At 55.1% G+C, this 19,866-nt stretch carries 22 protein-coding genes and 2 tRNA genes; 8 read left to right on the top strand and 16 right to left on the bottom strand.

All coding sequences use genetic code 11. The features are described 5' to 3' along the window. Both VMW13_05720 and VMW13_05715 read left to right on the top strand, forming a co-directional pair. Positions 1 to 516 (top strand): 2-oxoacid:acceptor oxidoreductase family protein (locus VMW13_05720; protein HUV44310.1); only part of this gene is annotated, 516 nt, incomplete at its 5' end. 409 nt (positions 517 to 925) lie between these two features. Further along, positions 926 to 1,768 (top strand): crotonase/enoyl-CoA hydratase family protein, encoded by an 843-nt coding sequence (locus VMW13_05715; GenBank protein HUV44309.1) that lies wholly within the window; start codon positions 926 to 928, stop codon positions 1,766 to 1,768. Positions 1,769 to 1,799: 31 nt separating this feature from the next. On the opposite strand, the gene VMW13_05710 is transcribed toward VMW13_05715, so the two are convergent. Then, positions 1,800 to 2,699 carry an amidohydrolase family protein gene (locus tag VMW13_05710; protein HUV44308.1) on the bottom strand — a complete coding sequence of 300 codons (900 nt, stop codon included), beginning with the start codon at positions 2,697 to 2,699 and terminating at the stop codon, positions 1,800 to 1,802. 87 nt (positions 2,700 to 2,786) lie between these two features. Beyond that, the gene (locus VMW13_05705; GenBank protein ID HUV44307.1) at positions 2,787 to 2,960 is read right to left on the bottom strand and encodes a hypothetical protein; all 174 of its coding nucleotides are present in this window, start codon (positions 2,958 to 2,960) and stop codon (positions 2,787 to 2,789) included. 349 nt (positions 2,961 to 3,309) lie between these two features. On the opposite strand from VMW13_05705, the gene hisI reads away from it, so the two are divergent. Next, on the top strand, positions 3,310 to 3,639 hold the full coding sequence (gene hisI, locus VMW13_05700) for a phosphoribosyl-AMP cyclohydrolase (protein HUV44306.1): 330 nt from the start codon (positions 3,310 to 3,312) through the stop codon (positions 3,637 to 3,639). A 17-nt stretch (positions 3,640 to 3,656) separates the two neighbouring features. Here the strand turns inward: hisI and VMW13_05695 are convergent, their stop codons facing one another. From VMW13_05695 to VMW13_05635, 13 genes are all read right to left on the bottom strand, one after another. Continuing rightward, positions 3,657 to 4,550: a DUF1385 domain-containing protein gene (locus VMW13_05695; GenBank protein HUV44305.1), complete on the bottom strand. Its 894-nt coding sequence runs from the start codon at positions 4,548 to 4,550 to the stop codon at positions 3,657 to 3,659. 70 nt (positions 4,551 to 4,620) lie between these two features. After that, entirely contained in the window at positions 4,621 to 4,827 is a 207-nt protein-coding gene (rpmE, locus tag VMW13_05690) for a 50S ribosomal protein L31 (protein HUV44304.1), read from the bottom strand. Between the two features lie 23 nt (positions 4,828 to 4,850). After that, positions 4,851 to 5,105, bottom strand: coding sequence for a 50S ribosomal protein L27 (gene rpmA / locus VMW13_05685; protein ID HUV44303.1), 255 nt, complete (start codon positions 5,103 to 5,105; stop codon positions 4,851 to 4,853). Beyond that, positions 5,095 to 5,499, bottom strand: a complete 405-nt coding sequence (rplU, locus tag VMW13_05680) for a 50S ribosomal protein L21 (GenBank protein ID HUV44302.1) — start codon at positions 5,497 to 5,499, stop codon at positions 5,095 to 5,097. The genes rpmA and rplU overlap by 11 nt, the downstream gene beginning before the upstream one ends. Positions 5,500 to 5,557: 58 nt before the next feature. Next, a complete protein-coding gene (coaE, locus tag VMW13_05675; protein ID HUV44301.1) occupies positions 5,558 to 6,151 on the bottom strand; it encodes a dephospho-CoA kinase in 594 nt (197 codons plus the stop codon). 73 nt (positions 6,152 to 6,224) lie between these two features. After that, the gene (locus VMW13_05670; GenBank protein HUV44300.1) at positions 6,225 to 6,737 is read right to left on the bottom strand and encodes a ComF family protein; all 513 of its coding nucleotides are present in this window, start codon (positions 6,735 to 6,737) and stop codon (positions 6,225 to 6,227) included. 231 nt (positions 6,738 to 6,968) lie between these two features. Then, positions 6,969 to 7,181, bottom strand: coding sequence for a hypothetical protein (locus tag VMW13_05665; GenBank protein ID HUV44299.1), 213 nt, complete (start codon positions 7,179 to 7,181; stop codon positions 6,969 to 6,971). Between the two features lie 413 nt (positions 7,182 to 7,594). Continuing rightward, a complete protein-coding gene (locus VMW13_05660) occupies positions 7,595 to 7,945 on the bottom strand; it encodes a cupin domain-containing protein (GenBank protein HUV44298.1) in 351 nt (116 codons plus the stop codon). Further along, a complete protein-coding gene (gene thpR / locus VMW13_05655) occupies positions 7,923 to 8,531 on the bottom strand; it encodes an RNA 2',3'-cyclic phosphodiesterase (protein HUV44297.1) in 609 nt (202 codons plus the stop codon). Before thpR ends, VMW13_05660 begins: the two co-directional genes overlap by 23 nt. A 273-nt stretch (positions 8,532 to 8,804) precedes the next feature. Continuing rightward, positions 8,805 to 10,292, bottom strand: coding sequence for a 4-hydroxyphenylacetate 3-hydroxylase N-terminal domain-containing protein (locus VMW13_05650; protein ID HUV44296.1), 1,488 nt, complete (start codon positions 10,290 to 10,292; stop codon positions 8,805 to 8,807). 169 nt (positions 10,293 to 10,461) lie between these two features. After that, positions 10,462 to 11,949 (bottom strand): 4-hydroxyphenylacetate 3-hydroxylase N-terminal domain-containing protein, encoded by a 1,488-nt coding sequence (locus tag VMW13_05645; GenBank protein HUV44295.1) that lies wholly within the window; start codon positions 11,947 to 11,949, stop codon positions 10,462 to 10,464. A gap of 75 nt (positions 11,950 to 12,024) precedes the next feature. Then, positions 12,025 to 12,270: a hypothetical protein gene (locus tag VMW13_05640; GenBank protein ID HUV44294.1), complete on the bottom strand. Its 246-nt coding sequence runs from the start codon at positions 12,268 to 12,270 to the stop codon at positions 12,025 to 12,027. 476 nt (positions 12,271 to 12,746) lie between these two features. Continuing rightward, positions 12,747 to 13,607 carry an amidohydrolase family protein gene (locus VMW13_05635; protein ID HUV44293.1) on the bottom strand — a complete coding sequence of 287 codons (861 nt, stop codon included), beginning with the start codon at positions 13,605 to 13,607 and terminating at the stop codon, positions 12,747 to 12,749. A 575-nt stretch (positions 13,608 to 14,182) separates the two neighbouring features. Here VMW13_05635 and groES point away from each other — a divergent pair. Beyond that, complete coding sequence (gene groES / locus VMW13_05630; protein ID HUV44292.1) at positions 14,183 to 14,506, top strand: co-chaperone GroES; 324 nt, start codon at positions 14,183 to 14,185, stop codon at positions 14,504 to 14,506. 45 nt (positions 14,507 to 14,551) lie between these two features. After that, positions 14,552 to 16,177 carry a chaperonin GroEL gene (gene groL / locus VMW13_05625; protein ID HUV44291.1) on the top strand — a complete coding sequence of 542 codons (1,626 nt, stop codon included), beginning with the start codon at positions 14,552 to 14,554 and terminating at the stop codon, positions 16,175 to 16,177. A gap of 112 nt (positions 16,178 to 16,289) precedes the next feature. Here groL and VMW13_05620 read toward each other — a convergent pair whose 3' ends face one another. Next, the gene (locus VMW13_05620) at positions 16,290 to 17,552 is read right to left on the bottom strand and encodes a pitrilysin family protein (protein ID HUV44290.1); all 1,263 of its coding nucleotides are present in this window, start codon (positions 17,550 to 17,552) and stop codon (positions 16,290 to 16,292) included. 284 nt (positions 17,553 to 17,836) lie between these two features. Between VMW13_05620 and VMW13_05615 the strand changes: the two genes are divergently transcribed. The 3 genes from VMW13_05615 to VMW13_05605 all read left to right on the top strand — a co-directional run bounded on the left by VMW13_05615 (position 17,837) and on the right by VMW13_05605 (position 19,823). Next, positions 17,837 to 19,375, top strand: a complete 1,539-nt coding sequence (locus VMW13_05615) for a carboxyl transferase domain-containing protein (GenBank protein HUV44289.1) — start codon at positions 17,837 to 17,839, stop codon at positions 19,373 to 19,375. A 273-nt stretch (positions 19,376 to 19,648) separates the two neighbouring features. Next, positions 19,649 to 19,734: transfer RNA gene (locus VMW13_05610), tRNA-Leu, on the top strand. A gap of 12 nt (positions 19,735 to 19,746) precedes the next feature. Then, positions 19,747 to 19,823: transfer RNA gene (locus VMW13_05605), tRNA-Arg, on the top strand. Positions 19,824 to 19,866 lie beyond the last annotated feature (43 nt).

Raw genomic sequence — 19,866 nt, 5'->3', positions numbered from 1 at the left:
GTCAGGGAAGGCTACCTGGTGACCTTCGGGCAAAGCTATCCGGCACAGCAAAGGGGTGGCTCTGTTATTAATTATATCAGGGTCTCCACGGAAATCCAGACCAGCCCCATTATCCCTGAAGGGCGTGCTGATGTCATCGTTGCTATGGAACCGGTAGAAGCCATGCGTATGCTTAACCAGTACGGAAACCCGGATGTCATTACCATGGTTAACCCCAGACCGATACAGGCCATTGATACCACCGGCCTCGGGGTGAAATATCCTTCTCCGGATAAAATCATGGAAGATATCAGAGGGCTATCTGCCAGGACCTGGGTCGTAAACGCCACTGAGGAGGCGCAAGAACTGGGCAACGCTATCATGGCCAATGTCGTCCTCGTTGGTGCTCTCGTCGGCTCCGGTGTCCTCCCGCTGGACAGAAAATCAATGGAACCGGTAATTGCGGAACGCTTCCCGAAAGCCGTCGAACTCAATATGAGGGCTTTTGACCGCGGTGTTAAGCTTGTACAACAGTAATAAAGTCATTACTGCTTCACTACTTTTAGAAAATAGACAGGAAGGTCCGGCAATCAAAGAAAGGAGGATTCAGAGGTACGTATTGTTATTAGGGCCGAATTTCGTGGCGCATTTGTCGGATTATATTTCGCCGCTCGGTAACGCTTAGTCGACATTGTACACGACTGCACGAAAGCTTAGTTTGTTACCTCGGCACACAATCCGACGTAGTGTTCACCAGCCTAAAAGAAGTCCCATTCCTCACTCTCCATCCCACGCGTAGCCCTTAGACATGGGAACGAGCGGGCTTTTTTGCTGGCGCGCTTTGGGGAAAGTGTGGCGCTGCCTCCTTGACAACATGTCGGCGAGGGCATTAGGGTAATCCCGGTTAACCGTGGCCAACCAGTCCGCCACATTCATTCATCAGGAAATGGAGGTGTTCATGTCATACGAAAACATCCTGTATGAGGTATCGAATCGAATTGCGCGCATTACGCTCAACCGTCCGGAGAAGCTGAATGCCCTCAGCGATGCCCTGCTCGAGGAGTATGCCGCGGCTCTGGTCGAGGCGGAGCGCGACCCGGAGGTCGGGGTTGTCGTTGTCAGGGCAGCCGGGCGGGCTTTCTGTGCCGGATATGACGTCGGCGGTGGCAGTGGTCATGCGCGCATGCGTAACGAGGCTCCGTTTCTTGCCGACCGGCTGCGTCTTCAGTCCTTCGACGACAAGATAACGACAGCCTGGCGACTGGTAAAACCGGTAATCGCTCAGGTACACGGTATCTGCGTTGCCGGCGGCAATGATATTGCCGGGCAGTGCGACATCATCATCGCCGCGGAGAACGCCACCTTCGGCCATCCCCAGATACGACGCCTCGGTCTCACCTGGATGCACATGTTCCCCTACAAGTGCGGCGCCCAGTGGTCCAAGATACTGATGTTCACTGGAGATTCTATCAGCGGAAAGGAAGCGGAGCGTATCGGCGTCGTTGCCCGGGCTGTCCCGGAAGACAAGCTCGAAGAAGAGGTTGATAAGCTAGCGGCCAGAATTGCCCTGGTTGATCCCACGCTCCTGGCCATGAACAAGCTAGCCGTTAACCGCGTCTTCGAGGAGATGGGGATGCGGAACGCTTTCAATGCCGCCAATGCCTTTGACACTATCGCTCACACGGCTGAGGCGATGCAGGAGTTCAACCGAATCGCTCGAGAGCAGGGCCTGAGAGCTGCTCTCGAAGCTAACGAAGGCCCCTTCCGTCAGTCACCGCGGCCCTTCTAGCGGCGGGAGAACTCGGGTACCAGGACGGCACCTACTCGTCCAGCTTAAACACACGCCTGGCGTTCTCACGAAGGAATTTTGGCCAGACGTGGTCACGCAGGTCCACGTCGTTCTCAATCTCTTTTGCGATACGCCGTAAGTCCAGACCAGGCCAGTAACCTGCGTAGAGAACGTTGTCAGAGCCACGCGTGTTGGCGTAATACATGACCTCTTTGGGGTAGTGGCGCGGAACAAAGGCCGAGGTCGAGTAGTACAGGTTGGGCCACTTCAGCATAAGCTTGACACACTCGAACTCCCACGGCTCGCCGCCATGCCGCATGACCACCTTAAGCTCGGGAAAGAACCACAGGACCTCGTCCAGATACATCGGGTTCTGTAGCTCACCGGGCACTCGTGGACCGGGAAGACCGACATAGCAGATTACCGGGATATCCAGCTCGCAGCACTTGGCGTAGAGGGGCCAGTAAATCTTGTCATTGTAAGGCCGTTGGATACGGAACCCGGTGACACAGCAGGCCTTGACTTGAGGATGGTTGCGAACAAGGCTCTCCAGCTTGCGCAGCTCAGGCATGCCGAAGAACGGATTAACCCCCACTTGTGCAAAGAAACGGTCCGGGTACTTCTCAATAACGTCAAGGGTAGGACGAGGGTCGTCAAGCTGCACGCCTATCAGTCCCTTCTCAATCCCGACTTCATCCATTAGCTCCAGCAACTCTTCGACGGTGTTTCCCTTCTTTATGCGTTCATCCGAGCCTTTGAAGAAGTGCTGGGCAGGATGGGTGTACTGCGTACTCTCCTCATCCCTCAGCCAACCCTCCTGGACCATGAAGGGAGTGTAAGCTTCGCGGCTGCGCTCATGAAATGAGATCTCGCGGCCACTGCCACCCGTATTCAAGCTCATCATGCAGTCGATAGTTGGTATGCCTCGCATTGCTGCCTCCACATTTAGATTTGTGCCACGGTCTGCTACTTCATACCGGTGATGATAATGGTAGTACTCTTGAGCATGGTCGTCAAATCACCGCACCCACCCGGCATCTGCGTCCATAAATTTCAGGCTCAGATTGTATGTCCTGCAACTGTTGTTGACCTCATGCCCGAAGTCAATACGGTAGACCTGTCCGGGGCGAGGAATCCCCACCATCAGCAACCTGATAACTGGCGTGGTCTCCCCGGTGCTTAGCATCATCACTGTCCAGTCATGGACTGTGGGAACTTGTCCAGCACAGGGAATAGTGATGAGGCAGTAATATTCCCGATGGATGTGCTGATACGCTCAAGCACCTGGACTTCGCCATCAACGAGTTCCGCGAAAGGAAGAGTTGAGGCAGATAAGGGCCGAGGTGGAAGAGACCCTGCATCACGAAGCCGTCAGTCCTTTTGACGATCACGTGGTGCGGGACTATGCTGAAGACCGAAGTGAGTGACGCTGAGTTGAAGATGTACTATACTATCCTTGTACCCCCCGACAGCGCCAGGGAGGAAACGGTGGGAGTCGTACCTATCGTACGCCACGACTGAAGGAGAGGGGGACACAGGGAGTGAGAGTGGATATAGCCAAAGACATCAAGTACAACGAAAAAGGCCTGGTTCCGGCCATAATTCAGGACGCCGACAGCGGCGAGGTGCTGATGCTGGGCTACATGAACGAGGAGGCCCTGCAACGTACGCTTTCCGGCGAGGACGTCTGGTTCTACAGTCGCAGTCGGCAGGAGATGTGGCACAAGGGGGAGACCTCAGGCAACTACATCAAGGTGCATGAAGTGTGGAAAGACTGCGATAACGACACCATTCTGGTGAAAGCACGCCCGGTCGGTCCGGTATGTCACACGGGAAACCGGACCTGTTTCTTCCAGGAGTTGCCGCGATAGGGCTGAGCGGAAAGCGTTCAGGCCGGATTCGGCAGTGCCTCTTCCGATTGCTGGTCGGCCTCTATCGCCGTGCTCAGCGCCAGTAGAGCTACCTCGATCTGCTGTTCATCAGGTGGCCGTGTTGTCAGTGCCTGCAACCACAACCCTGGCGCCAGTACCGCCCGCACCAGGGGGTTTTCCGTGTGTCGTGACCCGAAATAGATTACTTCGTAGCCGAGTGCAGAAATCACCGGTATCAGCGCGAGTCGTGAAAGTACCATTATCCACACTGAAGGCAGACCAATAAGGGCAAAGACGATGATGGCTAATATCAGCACCACGAACAGAAAACTGCTGCCGCAGCGCACGTGCGCCGTACTGTAACCGCTCACCGCCTCCACTTCAAGCGTGGCACCGGCCTCGTGGGCATTGACCACCTTGTGCTCGGCACCGTGGTAAGCAAATACCCTCTTTATATCAGGCATGAATGATATCAGTCTTAGATAGAGGATAAAAATCGCCATTCGGATAAGGCCCTCTACCAGGTGAAAGAGCACCGTGTTACCGATGGTGAACAATTTAGTAAGAAACATGGGGACCAGGAAGAACACGGCAACCCCTATCAGCATTGCTACCGCCATCGTGACCCACATCAGCGGCCCCTCTATCTTCTCGCCCTCTTCTTCCAGTGAGATATTCGCCGAATACATCAGGGTCTTCATACCGAGTACCAGTGCCTCAATGAGGACAACAATGCCCCGCGTCAGTGGGAGCGCCCTCAACCGTCCGGTATAGATGGAAGGCAGTGGCTGGGTATCTACCACTATTTCTCCGTCGGAACGCCGGACAGCGGTACTCATCATCCTCTTGCCCCGAATCATCACGCCTTCGATGACCGCCTGTCCACCGTAGTTATGCTTCTTTTCCGTCACAAGACCTCACCCACAAATGAAAAGGAGCGGCCCAGCATCGCCGCTCCTGTAACGGGTACTGCCAGCACCCCTATTTCTGCCTGTCATAGCGCCGTCGGAACCGCTCCACGCGCCCGGCGGTATCCACCACTCTCTGCTCCCCGGTGAAGAACGGATGGCACTTGCTGCATAGCTCCACCTTTATTTCTTTCTTTGTGGAACCAAGAGTGAAGGCATTGCCGCAAGAGCAGGTCGCTTTCGCATCCGGGTAATATGTCGGATGTATCTTCTCTTTCATATCTTTCAGCCCACGCAAACGCCCTAAGAAGCGTAAACGCTGACTTTCCTCCTGTTGTTGCCTGCCGCTTCGTACTGAACAATTCCATCAATCAGGGAAAACAAGGTATAGTCCCGGCCGACACCGACATTGTTGCCGGGTTTTATCCGCGTACCCCGCTGCCGTACCAGTATCGTCCCGGCATTGACTGTCTGTCCGGCATACCGTTTCACACCGAGCCGCTGTCCCTGGCTATCACGACCGTTCTTGGTGCGCCCGCCACCCTTTTTATGCGCCATTTTCGCTCACCTCTTCCTCATCCCGGCCGACCTCTATCGCTGGTTCTACCGTCGCTGCTCCCGGGCCGACTATCTTATCGATGGCAAGCCTGGTGTACCCCTGGCGGTGTCCCGTCTTGCGCCGATAGCGTACCTTGGGCTTGTATCGGAAGACAATAATCTTCTTGCCTCTACCTTCCCCCTGTGAGGTGGCCATTACTTTGGCCCCTTCCACAACGGGTGTGCCTACGGTCACATCATCACCCTCACCGAGCAGCAGTACCCTGTCCAGCTCAATAGTAGCACCTTCAGCCACATCAAGACGGTCAACATCCAGCACCTGGCCGGGGGCGACCCGGTACTGCTTACCGCCGGTCTCAACTATCGCGTAAATATCGCCACCTCCGCAAAACACTCCATTTTACCAGTTACCACCCGCTGGGGTCAAGTAGCCGTCTCACGCGGTTCTCTCCCTACTTCTGAAGCTCCTGCCAGAGCTCCTCCACCTTTACTCTCAGCTCCTCCAGATCGCCGTTATTGGTGATGACCACTTTCGCCTGCTGGCTGCGCTCTTCGTTGGATAGCTGGGAGCGAATGCGGGCCTTTATCTGCTCCTCAGGCAGTCCGGTGCGTTCCCTGGTCCGCTGCACTACTATCGATTCTGAAGCCACCGTTACCCAGACCTCGTCTACCAGCGGGGTCCAGTTGGCTTCGAGCAGAATGGCAGCCTCCAGCACCACTACCTCTGTTCCCTGCCCACGGTATTCCTCAATCCGTGCTTTCATCATGTCAAACATCCGGGGATGCATTATCCGGTTGAGGCGTGCCAGTGCTTCCGGGTCGGCAAAGACGATTGCCCCCAGCTTCCGGCGGTCAATAGTACTATCCGGGGCAACGATGTCTTCACCGAACGCCGCCACCAGTTCCTTCCAGGTCTCAGTGCCGGGTTGATACGCCTGGTGCCCTACCTTATCCGCATCCAGCACAACAGCCCCCATTTCCCCGAGAAACCGTGAGACCGTGCTCTTACCACTTCCGATACCACCGGTCAGACCAATTACCTTCATTACTCACCAACCTTGCTCTTTTACCTGATTACGTGCTAGACCACAGGCATATAAAGATATGGAGTCTCTTCGCTCAGACTTCACTGGCCAGCACCAGCGCCCACACTGATGTCGCTCCGGACTGCTTCACTGCTGCCGCACAGGCATCAAGGGTCGCCCCTGAGGTAGAAACATCATCAATCAGAAGCACCTTCCTATCCCGCAGTCGGCTATCACGGCAGGCAAAAACATCAAGTACATTACTCCGCCTTTCTTCTACGGTTGACGTCCTCGCCTGCGGGGGGTTGTGCCGCTCCCTGACCAGGCAATCATTGATTACCGGCAGCCTTATTATCCTGCCTAGCTCCCGGGCCAGCAAGCCGGACTGGTTGTAGCCCCGCTCCCGCAATCGCCTCCTGTGTAGCGGTACCGGTACGAGGACTTCTCCTGGAATTGGGTGCAATTCCACATAATCGCTCAGCAACTCGGCCATGGGCTTTGCCAGTGCTCTCAGGTTATCATACTTGAACCGATGCACCGCCTGGCGGACCGTACCTTCAAAACGAAACGGGGAACGAATACCGTCTATGCTTGCCTGCCACTCCACACAGCCTGGGCAAAGTCGACTACCGGGGTACGGCCTGCCGCACCTGGGGCAGACCGGGGGTACAATACGCGGTAGAGACTGCCGACAGGAAGCACAGAGAAAACTTCCCCCACCACCACAACCAACACACCATTGCGGGAAAAGAAAATCTAATGCCACCCCTCGGAGCTTAGCCAGTCGAGGAAGCACACTACTCATGCTTGTGTAAGAGATGAACGAGGCACCCGGAACCTAGCGGGAGCGAGTACCGTGCAGTGCTCCGTTCATTATCGGTTCATCAATGTAGACATCACCGTTCCTGATTTTCAGGTTGAAGCCACATTGAGGATTGGTGCATACCCAGGCCTTGTAATTAATGGTCGCCCCCTGGGAGCCAAAATCCGACAGGGGTACCAGATCACCGGTATTGCACTTCTGACACTTGGGGAAACTGAATTGCTCCAACGGGTCCACCTCCCAACCGGAACTAGATTGCCCACAGTATACACCAAGGGTTTGCGTTTTGACAAGCCATTCCCTGACCAGAATACGGCAATAGACCAGGCCAGTATTTCCTACCGTGCTCCTGCTGCGTAATACAATACCCTGAACCTAGAAGCTGGTCTCACCCGGGGGCATGATGGCAATGTGCTCAAACGCCGAATCTCTTCTTCCTCTGGAGAAAGGGGCTATACCTATATGTGTGGGAAGCAGGCAAAGCCTGCTTCCCACACAAGAAGAAAACTGCCCATCCCTACAGGGAGTTGTGTCAACCTTCTGTCTGAACGAGAGCAACCATTCCCTGACCCCAATATAGTGTAATAGACCAGACCGGTATTTCCTACCGTGCTCCTGCTGCGTAATACGATACCTTGAGCCTAGAAGCTGGTCTCACCCGGGGGCATGATGGCAATGTGTTCAAACGCCGAATCTCTGGTGGCACCATGCCAGTGGTTCTCTCCGGCCGGGATGAAGATGATTGTCCCCGGAGTCACCACTACCTCCTCGGTCTCCGTGGCCACAATCCCTTTCCCCCCGGTAACGTACAGGACCTGGTCGAATGTATGGGTGTGAAAGACATTCACCGCACCGGGGCTGAAATTCACCACGATTACGCGGAACTCATCGGTGCTTTCTCCGATGATGTTCTGCACGCTGACTGCACCACGGAAGATAGGGTTGTCAGTCGCGCTACCGGCGACAACTTCACCGATATTTACTATTTTCATTATCCCCCTCCAGCGCTACCGAGCTAATCCTACTGTAGATAGCTCCCTGACTGGTCAACTGGCTCCTCATCAGATGAATGGCATCGACTCCTATGCCGTGCCTGGACTCAAAGTTGGTGCTGTCTACGAGTTGCCCCAATCTCTGGCGCTCCTGTGGAGATGCTCGCTCGCGGACCCGCGCCAGAGTCAGATGAGGTGTAAACCTTCTGGACTCGGCAGCAAAGCCGAGACGTATCAGGGCAGACTCTACTCGCCACTGGAGTCGCTCCAGCACATCCGTCTCCCCGGATACCCCCACCCAGGCAACCCGCACCCTCCTCGGGTTGGGAAAGACACCGAGGCCCGCAACAGACAAGCGAAAGCACGGAATTTTCCGGGTGGCCTCTGTCAGTGCGGCGGTTATCCCGTCAAGCCGGTCCACGGTGACATCACCGAGGAACTTCAGTGTCAGGTGAATGCTTTGTGGGTCAACCCACTTCACCCCTGTCTCACCGCCTGCCGATATTAGCTGACCGACAACCTCATTCAGCTCCCGTTTGAGCTCATCAGGAAGCTCGATGGCAACAAACGAACGAACGGTTTCCACGCCCATGTGTCATATACCCACACCGTTGAAGTCATTATCTAACTCAACGTACACAGCCACGTTGAAACGATAGCCTTCCCTGGTTCCATACCGGCCAAGTTTTCCAATATGAAGTACAGGAAAAGCGCACTTGTCTTATTGTCCGCACGAGACACGCAGACTGTCATGGTGGCTTGAGTATAGGGGGCCCAATCGATGAAAGAGGAGGAGCCTCCTGACTTCTAACATATTCGCCACCCACGGCAATCTCCTGGAGACAATTAGCCGGGTTATCTACTTACTCAGGGCCTCCCGGTCCCCGCCGCTCATGCCGGCGATGTATTTAATTAGCTTCTTTCTGGACTCGATGTCATACTGGGTAGTGATGGCAATCTGTTCCATGACCGGGGAGCCACCACCATGGTAGCCGCCCACATTGTGGATACCGCCGGACGCCGAGCAGAGAACGTCACCCATATACCTCCAAAGCTGAGCCTGGTCTTCGGCAGTTATGTTTGGACTTCGTGTGGTGTATTTCAGGAGAAGGTCTTTAATATCCGGGTTCGTGAAGTCTCCCTCGTGAGGGAAGGTAGCGGGGGCACCACCGGAGATATTACAGAGAATCTCCGCTTCACGCCAGACGGCCTCGCCTGATAGGCAGCGTCCGACGTTACAGTAAATCGAATTAGGGATGTAGGAACCGGGGCCATAAGGTATAAATCCTACGCCCGGCATGTAGACCTCAGGCTTGCCTAGATCAGAGGCCGTGTATCCGGCGGCGTAACCCAGTTCGGTAGTCATGATAAGCTCGGCCAGCATCTCCCGGACGTGGGACGCCCTTTGAATGTTGTTCACCTCGGCGGCAAGGGCCGCCGCCCCTACAACGACATCACCGATGGCCGGCTTGCAGCCCGAATAGGAATGACGATGGAAGAGTGCGAAGAGGAGAGCGCATGTGCCACCATGCTGCCATTCGCCGGCGAGGAAGACCCTTTCCCAGGGCACGAAGCAGTCTTCGAATATCATATAGGAATCTGTGGAACCTGGCATAAACCCACGCTTGAAGGTTTCCCTGGGCCTGTAGTTATGAATTGTGACTACCTGTTTCAATCCTTCCCAGTCACCTGGGATGGCGAAGGCGACGGCGTAGTCCTTGTCCTCCTCGCGCAATGCCCGAGTGGGCACTACCAGGACCTCGTCAGCCACAGAGGCCTCCGAGATATGCACCTTGCAGCCGCTTACCACGATGCCGTCGCTAAGCCTCTCCTTGATGTGCACGTAGGCGTCGGGGTCCGGCTGATCAGCGGGCCTTAGCATCCTGTCGCCCTTAACGTCCGTCTGAGCGCAGCAGCCCACCAGGTCCTCGGTCTGGAAACGGGAGAGCCACTTCTTGAAGTTCTCATGGTACTGGGTTGCCCCGTTATTCACCTTGTCCGCTTCATAAGATACGTTGTAGATGGCGTTGGTAGCATCGATGCCCATGCACCTCTGGATGCAGCCGCCGACCCTCTGGCAGAGCATCCGGGTCATGTCCTGCTTCTTGTGCAGGTCTTCGGTATTCTGGTGAATGTGCGTAAAGCGGCTGATTCTTTCGCCGGTGAGATGAGAGATGGCGGTGCACAGGTCTTGGTTCTCTGGTCTGGCTGCTTCATCAAAAGTGGTACCGATGGTGTTGAGACAGTCCATCTGTCGCTCATCCGTGCGGTCGATGAGCTCACCATCATAGTAGATGTTCCGCTTCATCTTAGACAGGCCCTGTATATACTGCTCCTTTGTCCTCATTTTCCCTCCTTTTTGATTACCAACTAACCTGTTTGATTATCAAGTAACCTGTGACATAGCGTTCCATCCGGGTAAGAAATAGTCAACGTCATAATCCAGCATTTCCCATATCAACTCGTGGTGAATCCACAAATCACAAATAGCATTATGTATTTCTTGACATATTATGTTAGATTGTCGTTTCGGGCGGCAGTGGCGGTAGCCCTTTCAAATCGGGGTGATTCTCCCATCCAGGAATGCCGCCGGTTCTTTTGGCGATGGCTTTATACCTGTCCCAATCGGCAGCGGCATAAATGGCCATTTTCTGCGCCGCCAGAGACCCTTCACCGTGAATGGCAACGTTATCATGGTTGAAATCCGTCAAGTCTTTGGCCATCCTCACGGCGCGAAGTCGGTCCTCCGTCGGCACTCCGCTCTTGCCGGCTAAGTACTTCTCAAGATAAGGCCTCTCTTCAGGATTCATCCAGTCTTTGTAAGAGTGAACGGTGCTGACAAGCCCACCAGTGATATCACAAAGGATCTTGGAAGTCTCAAACTGGTCGTTGGCGAACATATACTTCGCAACGTTACAGTACATCAGGTTGGGGGCTGCCAAGCCAATATCGGCGTATATTTCAGGATGTTCACAGGCAGCTTTGGCCATGGTATCTATTATCTGAGCATGCATGGCAAGCCAGGCCAGTTTCTCCTGGATATGGGGGTACCTGTCTATGCCATTGTATTCAGCCATCAATGCTGCTACACCAGCGGTTAGTTCGGTTGATATCACCTTGTGACAGGTACCGAAAAGACGGTGGAAAACGCCGAAAGTCCAGGCAATGTCCCGGGAGAATTCCCATTCTCCACACATAAATACCCTGTTCCAGGGTACAAAAACGTCGTCAAAGACAATCATACACTCACTCACCCCTGCAGATTGCCCGCTTACCGGCCAATTCCATTGGGCTTCTTCATCTACCTCCGTGTGGAACCTTGGTGAGGTTAGAAGCTTGAGGCCTTCAGCATTTAAAGGAGTGGCGAAGACCAAGGCACAATCCCTGTCCTCTTCACGGTGAGCTCGACACGGTGAAACGATTATCTCATTGGCGCCCGGAGTATCGCTGATATGCATTTTGGCTCCACGCACCACTATTCCATCTTTCTGCCGGTCAACAACCTTGACATAGAAGTCCTGATGTTGTTCCTGGGCTGAAGGGCGGAGGCCTCTATTCCCCTTGACATCGGTGATGGCACCGGTGATTGCCATGTCCGTCTTTCTCAAATGCTGGCGATAATCGTCAATAGCGTCGGTATAGTGCGTGCCCGTCTGTTTATCCATCCTGGTAGCAACAACCGTGGCGGCGGCCAGTGCATCGGGACCCATGCCACTTATGCCCCCACCCAGACGCATGGTATTTATGTACACGTCCCTGCGTCTGATGAGGTCTTCGGCAGTCTTGGGCTGCTTCCACAGGAACATGATTCTCTCACCATCTTCTTCCATGGTGATCAGGTCTCGCCATTCCGGGTCGTTAGCCAGCCTGTAACCGGCGGCTCTTCGGTTGATAGGTCCTTTCATATGCGGATGCTTTGTGATGTCCGGTATCCGCTCACCGTTAAGATAAATCACTCTCCCATCGTTCAAGCTTTCCACATACTGCTCTGGCGTCCTAATCATGATAACCTCCTCTGGTCACATTTCTTGAATCTGCTTTCTGCCACATACGATATTCAAATATCAACGTGCCCTTTATTACACCTCCTTTTCTCTAGGGATAGCTACCAGGACAAGGCGGTAATCAGCAGGTTCTATGTTGCGAAGGGTGAACACTTCAATACTAGGATACTTCGAAGAACGTATGGACACCCTTATTTCCTCGTCCCCCTCAAGTTCCCTTTTCGCAATAATTCCTGCCTTTACCCTCCCGCCCATTCGAATTACATCCGAACAGTCTATGTGTATAGGATGCTCATGGATTCCCTCGTAAAGCATCTGCACTCCTACTCCTGCTTTTCAAAATCATAATTGCCGACAAGATACAGCTTTTTGTTATGCACCAGTGATTATACTACTCTTAGCTGACATTTCCCATATCAACTCGCCATGAGGCATCCCGGCTCTTATTGCTCCGCCTCCAATCGTATTCCCATGGTACCCCGGCTGTCAATCTGCATTTCGGAGCCCTGCAATAGCCTCCCTCGGCATGCGCATCGTGCACCACACAGCCCCTGGAATCATTCCTCATCAGCATGGTGAGGTTCTCTATCGAAAAAGAGGGCATACTATCCCCATCGTTCCCATCTGGCTGCCTGTGTCTCCCCCTGGTCTTTTCACCCATTGGGTTCCTGCATACAGCCGGCCCCCTCTGATGAAGCTAAGCAAGGGGCTTTCTGAGGCTATTCCAACATCAATACCTGCTCAAGTTCCGGGTTTGGTATGGGAAATGCGATTTCCATCTTCCGGAATTACACCCTTCACTCCGCGGTAATGCCCAGCAGGCGGCAGGCATTGCCGGACAGCACCATCTCCTTTGCATCCGGGGGTAGCTCCGCAGATTCGATTTCACGGAGCAACCGCTTCTGGGCAAGCAACGGGTAATCACTGCCGAAGAGGACCTTCTCTGCCCCAACCAGCTCGACAACCTGCTGGTACACCTCTGGTGTATATAAGAAAGGAGAGGCCGCGGTATCGAAATAGACATTGTTCATGGCAGCCTTCACCTCGGGCATCAGGGCATAGAACGGTAGACCGCCCCCCCAGTGGGCACAAACCAGTTTTATGTCCGGGAAACACGTAATCAGCGAATAGAGAATGTCCGGCGTAACCCCACCCTTACCGGGATACAGATGGCCCACCGGTTCGGAGGCATGAACCAGCAAGACGAGGTCGTGCTCCCTGATAATGTCTACAACAGGTGTGAGCACTTCCGGCCCCGGGTCGTGAGGCAACTGGCTGTCCAGCCGTAGCTCTCCGACACCCCTTATCCCCCCTTTGACACAACGCTCTATCTCGCTGACGGCGACCTCCATTGATTGAAGCGACATCCCGAGCGAGGTCCCACAGAACCCTATCAGGCGCTTCGGGTAGTGCGCTATGGATTCAAGGATATAGTCATTGATTTCCACGCAGAGTTCCTGCGTGGCCCACCCGCCATTGAGAATCACCGAGACATCGACACCATCCCGGTCCATGCTGTCAATCAGTTCGTCCGCGGTGGCCAGCCTGGCTTTTGGGGAGGAGTAGAGCTCCGCAAAGCAGGCATCACTCCGGACGTATCTCTGGCGGTTCTCTTCTATCCGGGGCGGGAAGACATGCGTATGGAAGTCGATAATCATTGCCCGATTATAGCAAGAGCCCCTGTCTCATTCAACCGGCTGTACTCACCCAGTACATTAGTGACAGATAGGATAATGGCGATTAACCAGATAATGAAAAATAAGGGAAACAATTCGAGACTAACCGTGCGTGATTTGTTTCCAACGTTATGTCTGGTAGTCAACAGGGTACCGGACCTTGTGCGGCCCGGATGGAGCGCCTCTCAGAAGAGGCGGGGCCCCTCAGAAGGGGCGATGTGTGCAACCGGGACATAGGTAACACTTTAGTACAGGCACATAGGTTACACTTTGGTTACACTTTTAGTATGCCGTGATCTTTCTCTTTAGATGCTCATCCGACTGTTCGAGGGCCACGTATTCGCCAGTCCCGCCAACAGGTGAAACAACCACTCTATGCAGCAGCCTGCGATAGATAACAGGAGCTTTCGGGATGCCTGGTCGCCTCAATAGACATCAGCAGCTGTAAATCATTATCTATTGAGTTGCGACATATCCCGGACTGCGCTATTATTAGATTTAGCAGTCGCAGCGTTAGACTGCTAATAATTTGAGGTCGAGCTGGAAGGAGAAGGAAGATGGCAATTGATCTTCAACCAATGGCTGACCGTCTGGTAGTCAGACCCATTGAGCGCGAGGAAAAGACCAAGGGAGGGATTTTCCTGCCCGACACCGCGAAGGAGAAACCCCAGGAGGGTGAAATTCTCGCGGTAGGTCCCGGGAGACTGAACGATGACGGTGAGCGGGTGGCCATGGACGTCAGTGTTGGCGATATCGTGATCTATGCCAAGTACGGTGGCACCGAGATCAAGATAGACGAGGAGGACCTGGTCATCCTGCGGGAGAGCGACATCCTGGCCAAGAAGGCCGGGAAGGCCAAAAAAGCCAAGAAGGCCAAGTAAGGTGCCTACAGCAAGGATGCTAGGTTAGGTTAGGAGGAGACAAGAATGGCAAAACAGATAATATTCGATGAGGAAGTCAGGCACGCCCTGAAGAGGGGTATTGACACCCTGGCTGATGCTGTCCGGGTAACCCTGGGACCAAAAGGACACTGCGTTGCCCTGGACAAGAAGTGGGGAGCACCATCTGTTATCGACGATGGCGTTACCATCGCCAAGGACATCGAGCTCCCGGACCCCTTCGAGAACATGGGCGTCCAGCTGGTCAAGGAAGCGGCCACCAAGACCAATGATGCCTGCGGTGATGGTACAACGACTTCTACGTTACTGGCCCACGCCCTTATCACCAATGGTTTCAAGAACATTGCCGCCGGGGCCGAGCCGATGTCCCTGAAGAAGGGCATCGAGATGGCCACCGAAGCAATCATTAAGGAACTCAAGAAAAAGTCGACCGAGGTTAAGGGTAAAGAGCAGATTGCCCAGGTAGCAACGATAACCGCCGTCGACCGGAAAATCGGCGACCTCATCGCCGAGGTCATGGAGAAGGTCGGCAAAGACGGCGTTATCACCGTTGAGGAGTCCAAGGGACTGGAGTACGAGACCGAGTTCGTCGAAGGAATGCAGTTCGACCGTGGCTATATCAGCCCGTACCTGGTGACCAATTCCGAGAAGATGGAAACGGAAATCGAAGACCCCTACATTCTCATCACGGATAAGAAGATTTCCGCCGTATCCGACTTCCTCCCCGCCCTGGAGAAGATACTCCAGGTGTCCAAGAACCTGCTTATCATTGCCGAGGATATAGATGGTGAGGCGCTGGCCACCCTGGTGGTCAACAAGCTGCGCGGCACCCTCAATGTCCTGGCGGTCAAGGCCCCCGGTTTTGGCGACCGCCGCAAGGCGATGCTTGAGGACATCGCTATCGTAACCGGCGGCGTTGTGATTTCCGAAGAAATCGGCCGCAAGCTGGATTCAGTGACCGTGGAAGACCTCGGCCGCGCTCGCCGGGTGACGGCGAACAAAGATGATACTACCATAGTTGAAGGCAAGGGCTCCGAGGAAGCCATCACGGCAAGAATCAAGCAGATAAAGGCCCAGATCGAGGAGACGACTTCCGACTTTGACCGCGAGAAACTCCAGGAACGGCAGGCGAAGCTGGTCGGTGGAGTGGCTGTAATCAAGGTCGGTGCTGCCACCGAGGTCGAGCTCAAAGAGAGGAAACACCGTGTCGAGGACGCGCTCTCAGCCACCCGGGCAGCAGTCGAGGAAGGCATTCTGCCCGGCGGCGGTGTTGCCCTGCTCAACGCCCTGCCCGTTCTCGATAAGCTGGATGTTAGCGGAGATGTCGCCACTGGCGTCGACATTATCCGCAAAGCGGTCGAGGAGCCAATCCGCGCTATCGCTAACAATGCCGGCAAGGACGGCTCGGTTATTGTGGCCGAGGTCAAGAAGAGCAAACCGGGTGTTGGCTACGATGCCGAAGCGGACGACTTCGGTGACATGGTGAAAAAGGGCGTCATCGACCCGACCAAAGTAGTCAGGTCTGCCCTGCAGAACGCCGCCAGCATCGCTGCCATGGTACTGATAACCGAGTCATTGGTTACAGATATCCCTGAGAAGGGGAACGCACCGGCAATGCCCTCGGACATGGGCGGCATGGGCGGCATGATGTAGTCGCGCCCAGGTAGCGGACATCGTTACGACCTTAATAAACACAGACAGTAAAAGGCCGTGACCCTCGGGTCACGGCCTTTTCTTCTTTTCTGCATCCGGGTCCGGCCCCGGTCTATAGCTGGAGCAGTTCCTCAAGGTTATCCTCTCCGGTGCCTGGACCGACCACGGCCAGCCGCAGCCGGCTACCCACCAGCAGTTCCTGTGCTAACCGGCTGATTTCCTCGGCCGTAACAGCATCGAGAATCGAGGTTACCTGGTCAACGCTGAGAATCCTGCCGTTAAGCACCTCCTGCCCCCCGGTCCAGCCGGCAACACTGCGACTGTCCTCCATGCGCATGAGAAGCCGTCCCTTGGCCAATTCCCTGGCCTTGGTAAGCTCGGACTCTGAGACGGGGTCTTTGAGCTTGGCCAGTTGCTCCATTATTGCCCGAATGGCTACCGCCAGGTTCTGGTGCGCCACCCCGGCATAGACCGTAAGCGCTCCGGAATCATGGAAGTGTTCTACATAGCTATGAACGCTGTATGCCAGCCCCAGGTTGTCTCGTATCTCAACAAACAGCCGACTGCTCATACCCTCGCCAAGGATAACGTTGAGCAGGCCCAGAGTGTAGCGCCTGGGATGCAGCAATGGCAGTCCCGGTAACGCCAGGCAGAGGTGAGTCTGCTCCGTGTCCCGCTTCTCTAGCCTCAGTCTTGGATTCTCCTCACCCTGGTAGGCCAGGTACCCGGTCTGGGGCTCACGGCCGGTCCAGTGCCCCAGTGTTTCACCGATTTGCTGGACCACGTCTTCGTGCCGGATGTCACCGGCAACAGCGACCACGGTATTTCCCGGGTGGTACCTGCGCGCGAGGAAGTCCAGCATCACGTCCCGCGATATCGTCGCCACCGAGTCCGTATTGCCGGCAATATCGCGTCCCAGGGGATGGTTGGGCCAGAGGAGCTCATCAATGAGCATCCCGACGCTCTGGGATGGTGAGTCTTTTATCATGTGAATTTCGTCAATGATGACCTGACGCTCGCGCTCGATTTCCTCAGGGTCAAACTTGGAATTGAGCAGCATGTCACCCAGTACATCCAGGGCCAGCGGGAAATGCGGTGCCGCCACCTTGCTCCAGTAGATGGTCAGTTCTTTATCCGTGCCCCCGTTGAGGATACCGCCTACTCCCTCTATCGCCGTAGCAATGTCCCTGGCCTGGGCACGCTTCGGAGTGCCCTTGAAGCAAAGGTGCTCAATGAAATGCGAGACGCCGGCAGTGTCGTCGGCCTCATAGCGCGAGCCCACACCAATGTAGATGCAAACGGACACAGAGCGCGTATGAGGCATGGGGCTGGTGATGATACGCAGCCCATTTTCAAGAACGGTCTTCCGATACAATAGGTACCCTCCGGTTACTAATCATTCTAATACCAGCACTGGCAAGGCGTCAATTCCAGGCTGCTGCATTTGCCGTGACCAGACAGGACAGGCTATACTTGAGTCCTAGCAGGATGCTGAACAAGGGGAGTCCCGAGGGGGTGTCTGGGCGTCATTCTGTAAGAATGACGTTAGCAGAATCCGAAACCAGATTCTGCCGGTGTCCCCCGGATATTGCGGAATTGGTCGAAAGGGTTTTTAGTCATCCTGCCAGTCACCAACGGACAACGACGGAGGTACACAGAATGGACAAGCAGGAAGCACTGGACGAACTAAAGAGACGGCAGGAGATTGGGCGACAGATGGGTGACCCGGCGAGAATCGCCCGGCACCGCCAGCGCGGCCACATCACCGTACGAGAGAGAATAGAAAAGCTGGTCGACCCGGAGACATTCTGGGAGGAGGGTCTCCTTCAGCAGTTGCGCGCCCCTGATGGGCAGGAGATTCCCACAAGCAAGGTCTACGGCTATGGCAAGGTAGACGGCAGGACGGTCATCATTCGTGCCGATGACAGTACGATACTGGCCGGTACCGGCAGTGTCAGGGGCCGGCAGAAAGGTCTTTATCCCGAACTCACTCAAGAGCAGAACTTCCCCGTCATCAGGCTTGGTGAGAGTGGCGGAGTCCATATGCAGAGTGTCCAGGGTTCTATTGGCGTGCTGGCGGTAACCTACCCGGCACGGAACCTGCTCCACCCTCGCAGGACACCCCATATCACCGCCATTATGGGTTACTGTTTCGGCGACCCCTCCTGGACGGCAAGCATGTCGGACCTGGTGGTCATGGTGAAAGGCACCTGCATGGCGGTCTCCGGACCCAGAGTGCTGGAGGTGGCTCTTGAAGAGAAGACCACCCCGGAAGAGCTGGGCGGCTGGCAGGTACATGCCGAGATAACCGGACAGGTGGACGCCTTTGCCGAGGACGATGAGCACGCCATGCAGATTATTCGCGAGATGCTGAGCTACCTGCCCCAGACCTGCGACGAAGAGCCCCCGGTAGTACCTACCAACGACCCGCCGGACCGCAGGTCGGATAGACTGCTGAAGGTAATCCCGGAGAAGTCTAACCGGGTCTATGATATGCACCAGGTAATTAAGGAGATAGTGGATGACGGCAAGTTCCTGGAACTGAAGCCCTACTATGCCAAGGCCCTGATTACGTGCCTTGCCAGGATGAACGGCCGGGTGGTGGGCATCATCGCCAGCCAGACCATGCACAATGCCGGGGCCGCCGGTCCCGATGAATGCGAGAAGGCAGCGACCTTCATCCCCCTTTGCGACACCTACAATATACCACTGGTCCACCTCTGCGATACCCCGGGATTCCTGGTGGGGAGGCCTGCCGAGAGACGCAAGATTCCCCTCAAGATAATGACCTGGATGGCAGCTCTGTCCCTGGCCAGTGTTCCCAAGATAACGGTAATAGTGCGCAAGGCCTACGGTATGGCCATCTCCAACATGTGCGGCTCCAACTGCGGGGCCGATTTCCTGGCGGCAATGACCACTGCGGAAATCAGCTTCATGTCCCCGGAATCGGCGGCAAACGTGGCATTCAGAGACCGGATAGATGAATCCGGAGACCCGGAATCGGAGAGGCAGAAATACATCAGGGAGATGGAGCTGGGCAGTGCGCCCTGGGCAGCCGCCAGTGTCGGCCTGCTGGAAGATGTCATCGACCCTTGCGATACCCGGAAGTACATCATCGATTGCCTGGAAATCATGCACAGTCGCAGGAACGGCTTCATGAGCCTGAAGCAGTTGCAGTCCTGGCCGCCCGGCTTCTAGCAAACTGCCAAAAAAGGGATGTTCCCCAGGAATGATATCTCCCCCCTTCCTGCATTGAGGGGAGGCCTTCTTCTTGCCCCTTTCTCCAGAAGAGAAAGGCGTAAAGGGAATGAGGCATTGCCACATGAGGATGCGGCCAGTACCATAGTTAAACGCACAAGTATTCTCCAATAGCAACCAGCGTCGGCTGTGCCGGAGTATCACTAATGTACCGGACGAGTACAGGCAGTTGACTACTTGTCCGGGATACGTTAAATTATGTTATCAGGTAGTGCCGAAGTGGCGGAATGGCAGACGCGCTACGTTCAGGGCGTAGTGTCCGTAAGGGCGTGTGAGTTCAAATCTCACCTTCGGCACCATTTTCATTTCGTGCGCTTGTAGCTCAGTTGGATAGAGCGCAGCCCTGCGGAGGCTGAGGCCGTGGGTTCGAGCCCCGCCAAGCGCGCCATCCCGGGCGGTTAGCTCAGTTGGTTAGAGCACTTGCTTTACAC

Source organism: Dehalococcoidales bacterium (assembly GCA_035529395.1).
Classification (GTDB): Bacteria; Chloroflexota; Dehalococcoidia; order Dehalococcoidales; family Fen-1064; genus DUES01.
Note: the sequence above shows the minus strand (reverse complement) of the source record. Positions and strands in the feature narration are given on the sequence as shown.